This window comes from Chitinophaga sp. (assembly GCF_036566945.1).
GTDB lineage: Bacteria > Bacteroidota > Bacteroidia > Chitinophagales > Chitinophagaceae > Chitinophaga.
The window spans coordinates 1-3576 of the sequence record NZ_DATCVJ010000558.1; the positions used below are offsets into that span (position 1 = coordinate 1).

A 3576-nucleotide genomic window follows, 5' to 3' on the forward strand; every position below is an offset into this window, starting at 1 on the left:
CCTGTAAAAGTAAATGGGAAAAAACACAACCAGCGGTAGAAAAAATTACTGAATCAGTATATGCATCCGGTATTATTAAAAGCAGGCATCAGTACCAGGTATTTTCAAAGGTAAACGGGCTGATTGTAAGCATCCCCGTTACGGAAGGAGATACCGTGAAAAAAGGTGATCCCCTGATGGTGATACTGAATGAAACGGCAAAGCTGAATACGGAGAACGCCGCCCTCTCCGCCGCCTACGCCTCGGTGAGCGCCAATGAAGATAAACTTAATGAGCTCAAAGTAAATATTGATCTCGCCAGAAATAAACTGAACAATGATTCGCTGTTGATGACCCGCCAACGCCGGCTCTGGCAGCAGCAAATAGGAAGTCAGCTGCAGGTAGAACAGGCAGAACTGGCCTATAAAAGTTCCCTCACCGCCTATAACGTAGCGGTATTTAAATACAACGATCTGCAAAAACAACTCCGCTTCGCAGCCAGTCAATCGGGTAAGAACCTGGAAATAAGTACCACCCAGAAAAATGATTATATAGTTAAAAGCGATATCGACGGGCGGGTGTACAGCCTGCTGAAAAAAGCGGGAGAAATGGTGAATACACAAAACCCGGTAGCCGTGGTCGGCGCCGCCAACGATTATTACCTGGAACTGCAGGCAGATGAATATGATATTGCCCGCATCCGGCCCGGACAAAAAGTATTTATTACGCTGGATAGCTATAAGGGACAAGCGTTTGAAGCAGTGGTGGAAAAAATTTATCCGATCATGAACGAAAGATCCCGGTCTTTTACGGTAGATGCCCGCTTTATTACCATACCTCCGGTGGTGTATCCCAATCTCACCCTCGAAGCCAATATCGTTATTCAAACAAAAGATAAAGCGTTAACCATCCCCCGTAATTATTTACTGGAAGATGATTACGTCATGCTGGAGAATAAAGAAAAGAAGAAGGTGGTAACGGGACTAAAGGATTATCAGCAGGTAGAAATCATCAGCGGCCTTACTGCAACAGATGTTATTATTAAGCCGGTGCCATGAACCACAAATTAATTTTCAGTATCTCATTTTCGTTGTTGCGTGCCCGTTGGAAACAAACGCTGGTAGCGGCAGTGGGTGTTACTTTCAGTATCACCATGTTTATTGCGCTCCTGAGTTTTATGACCGGCTTAAATGGATTGCTCGATGGACTGATATTGAATAGAACACCACATGTGCGTTTGTATAACGATATCAAACCCAGCAAGCATCAACCTATCAACGTATCCGGTGCGTATCAGCAATATCACAATTTTATTAAGTCCGTTAAATCAGCCAGTGGCCGTCAGGAAATATTTAACAGCGGCGCCATTATGGAGGTACTGAAGCAGGATAACAGGGTACTTGGTTTCGCACCCAAAATCATTGCGCCGGTGTTCTTTACCGCAGGCACCATCGATATTACCGGCGTGGTGAATGGCATCGATGTGCAGGCAGAAAGCAACCTGTTTCATTTTAATGATTACATCATTACAGGTAAAGCCATCGACCTGAAAAATGTACCTAATAGCATTATTCTCGGAAAAGGGGTAGCAGATAAATTGCTGGCAGATCCCGGAGATGTAGTACAGGTCACTACTTCCCAGGGCGATATTATGCCGCTGAAAGTAGTGGGTTACTTTCAGTCGGGCTTGCAGGACTTTGATAAAGTACAATGCTATGCCTCCATTAACACCACACAGAAACTACTCGGCAAGCCCAATAATTATATCACCGATATACAGGTGAAACTGAAAGACCTGAATCAGGCGCCTGCCGTGGCTAAAGAGTATGCAGCGCTGTTTCAGGCTGATACGGAGGATATTCAAACCGCTAATTCGCAATTTGAAACCGGCAGTTTTATCAGAACATTGATTTCTTATTCGGTAGGTATTACCTTGTTAATCGTAGCTGGCTTCGGCATCTATAATATCCTGAACATGATGATCTACGAAAAAATGGATGCCATTGCCATCATGAAAGCCACCGGTTTTTCCGGCAGTGATGTAAACCGGATCTTTATTGTGATTGCGCTGAGTATTGGACTGGCAGGCGGTTCGGTAGGATTGGTGTTGGGCTTTGGCTTATCCGCTATCATTGATCAGGTGCCGTTTAGAACGGCGGCATTGCCCACCATTACTACTTTCCCTGTGAATTATAATCCGGCCTTTTATTTTATCGGAGGCATATTTTCACTGGTGACCACTTATTTTGCCGGTTACTTTCCTGCAAGAAAGGCCAGCAAGGTAGATCCTGTAATTATTATAAGAGGAAAATAAGATGAGCGACGTTATTCTGCAGGCCAGTCATATCAATAAGTATTTTCACGATCCGGTCACCGTGCCGGTATTGAATGACCTGAGCATGTCTGTCAACAAAGGTGAGTTTGTGGCGGTAGTCGGCAAATCAGGTTGCGGTAAATCTACCTTGCTATATATTTTATCGACCATGGACACCGACTATGAAGGGCAGATCTGGATTGAACAGGAACTGGTCACCAATAAAAAAGAAAAGCAACTGGCGGCCATCCGCAATGAAAAAATAGGATTTGTCTTTCAGTTTCATTACCTGCTGAATGAATTCAGTGTACTGAAAAATGTAATGCTACCTGGGCTGAAGCTCAACAAATATTCGGAACAGGAAGTAGAACACCGCGCCATGGAACGCTTGCGCATGCTGAATATGGAAGATCTGGCCATGAAAAATGCCAACCAGCTTTCCGGCGGACAAAAACAAAGAGTTGCCATTGCCCGCGCATTAATAAATGATCCCGCCATTATCATGGGGGATGAACCTACGGGCAACCTGGATAAGAAAAACGGACAGATCGTGTTTGACATCTTCCAGGAGCTGGCAGTACAATACCATCAAACCCTGCTGATCGTTACGCATGATCCGGAGTTTGCTGAAAATACCAACCGTATTATTGAAATGGAAGACGGGAGGATTATCCGTCAATAACTTCACAATAATTTCTTCGCGGCATCTTCCCAGTTCATAATCCGTTCGTAGCCTTCTTCATGCACATTATGATGACCATGATACAGGTAAGCCTTGCCTTTGAAATGCGTGAAATTACGTGTCAGGTCATCGATCATGATGTCTGTTTGCGCAATGGACTTATCGCCGCAAAAGCAATACTGTTGCCAGGTCAGGAAAGGAAAGAATTCCTGCAGCCAGTCGTATTTATCTTTCAGGGAGTTGGGAAACTCCATGGCGGCGGAGAGGATATATACTTTGTACTTTTTATTTAATTCTTTTACTACTTCCTGCGCGTTGGGAAATATTTCCAGGTCACGGAAAAATCCGGGGGTGTTGAGGTATTCTTTTATTTTTACTTTATGCTCCTCCGGTAAAATATCAGAGAGGGTTTTGCCGTGAAGTTCTTCGGTGGTGAATGTTTGGCCGTAATCCCTGTAATACCATGCCCTGGCTTTTTTGATCGGATCGGCAATGGTTTCGTCCATGTCTATGGCAATAGATAGTTGCATCGTTTCCAATTTTTAATGCAGCTAATATAATAAAAAAAGAGCGGAGGGGATCGCCTTCGGCGATTGTCTTT

General features: G+C 44.2%; 4 protein-coding genes. 3 read left to right on the plus strand and 1 reads right to left on the minus strand.

Translation table 11 applies throughout. The annotated features are described in order from the left end of the window. From VIP81_RS17015 to VIP81_RS17025, 3 genes are all read left to right on the plus strand, one after another. A partial coding sequence (locus VIP81_RS17015; protein WP_331963433.1) for an efflux RND transporter periplasmic adaptor subunit occupies nucleotides 1-1037 on the plus strand: 1037 nt, incomplete at its 5' end. Continuing rightward, the gene (locus VIP81_RS17020; protein WP_331963436.1) at nucleotides 1034-2293 is read left to right on the plus strand and encodes an ABC transporter permease; all 1260 of its coding nucleotides are present in this window, start codon (nucleotides 1034-1036) and stop codon (nucleotides 2291-2293) included. The genes VIP81_RS17015 and VIP81_RS17020, both read left to right, overlap by 4 nt. A gap of 1 nt (nucleotide 2294) precedes the next feature. Beyond that, entirely contained in the window at nucleotides 2295-2975 is a 681-nt protein-coding gene (locus VIP81_RS17025) for an ABC transporter ATP-binding protein (RefSeq protein ID WP_331963439.1), read from the plus strand. Nucleotides 2976-2977: 2 nt separating this feature from the next. On the opposite strand, the gene VIP81_RS17030 is transcribed toward VIP81_RS17025, so the two are convergent. Beyond that, complete coding sequence (locus VIP81_RS17030; RefSeq protein WP_331963442.1) at nucleotides 2978-3505, minus strand: 5' nucleotidase, NT5C type; 528 nt, start codon at nucleotides 3503-3505, stop codon at nucleotides 2978-2980. Nucleotides 3506-3576 lie beyond the last annotated feature (71 nt).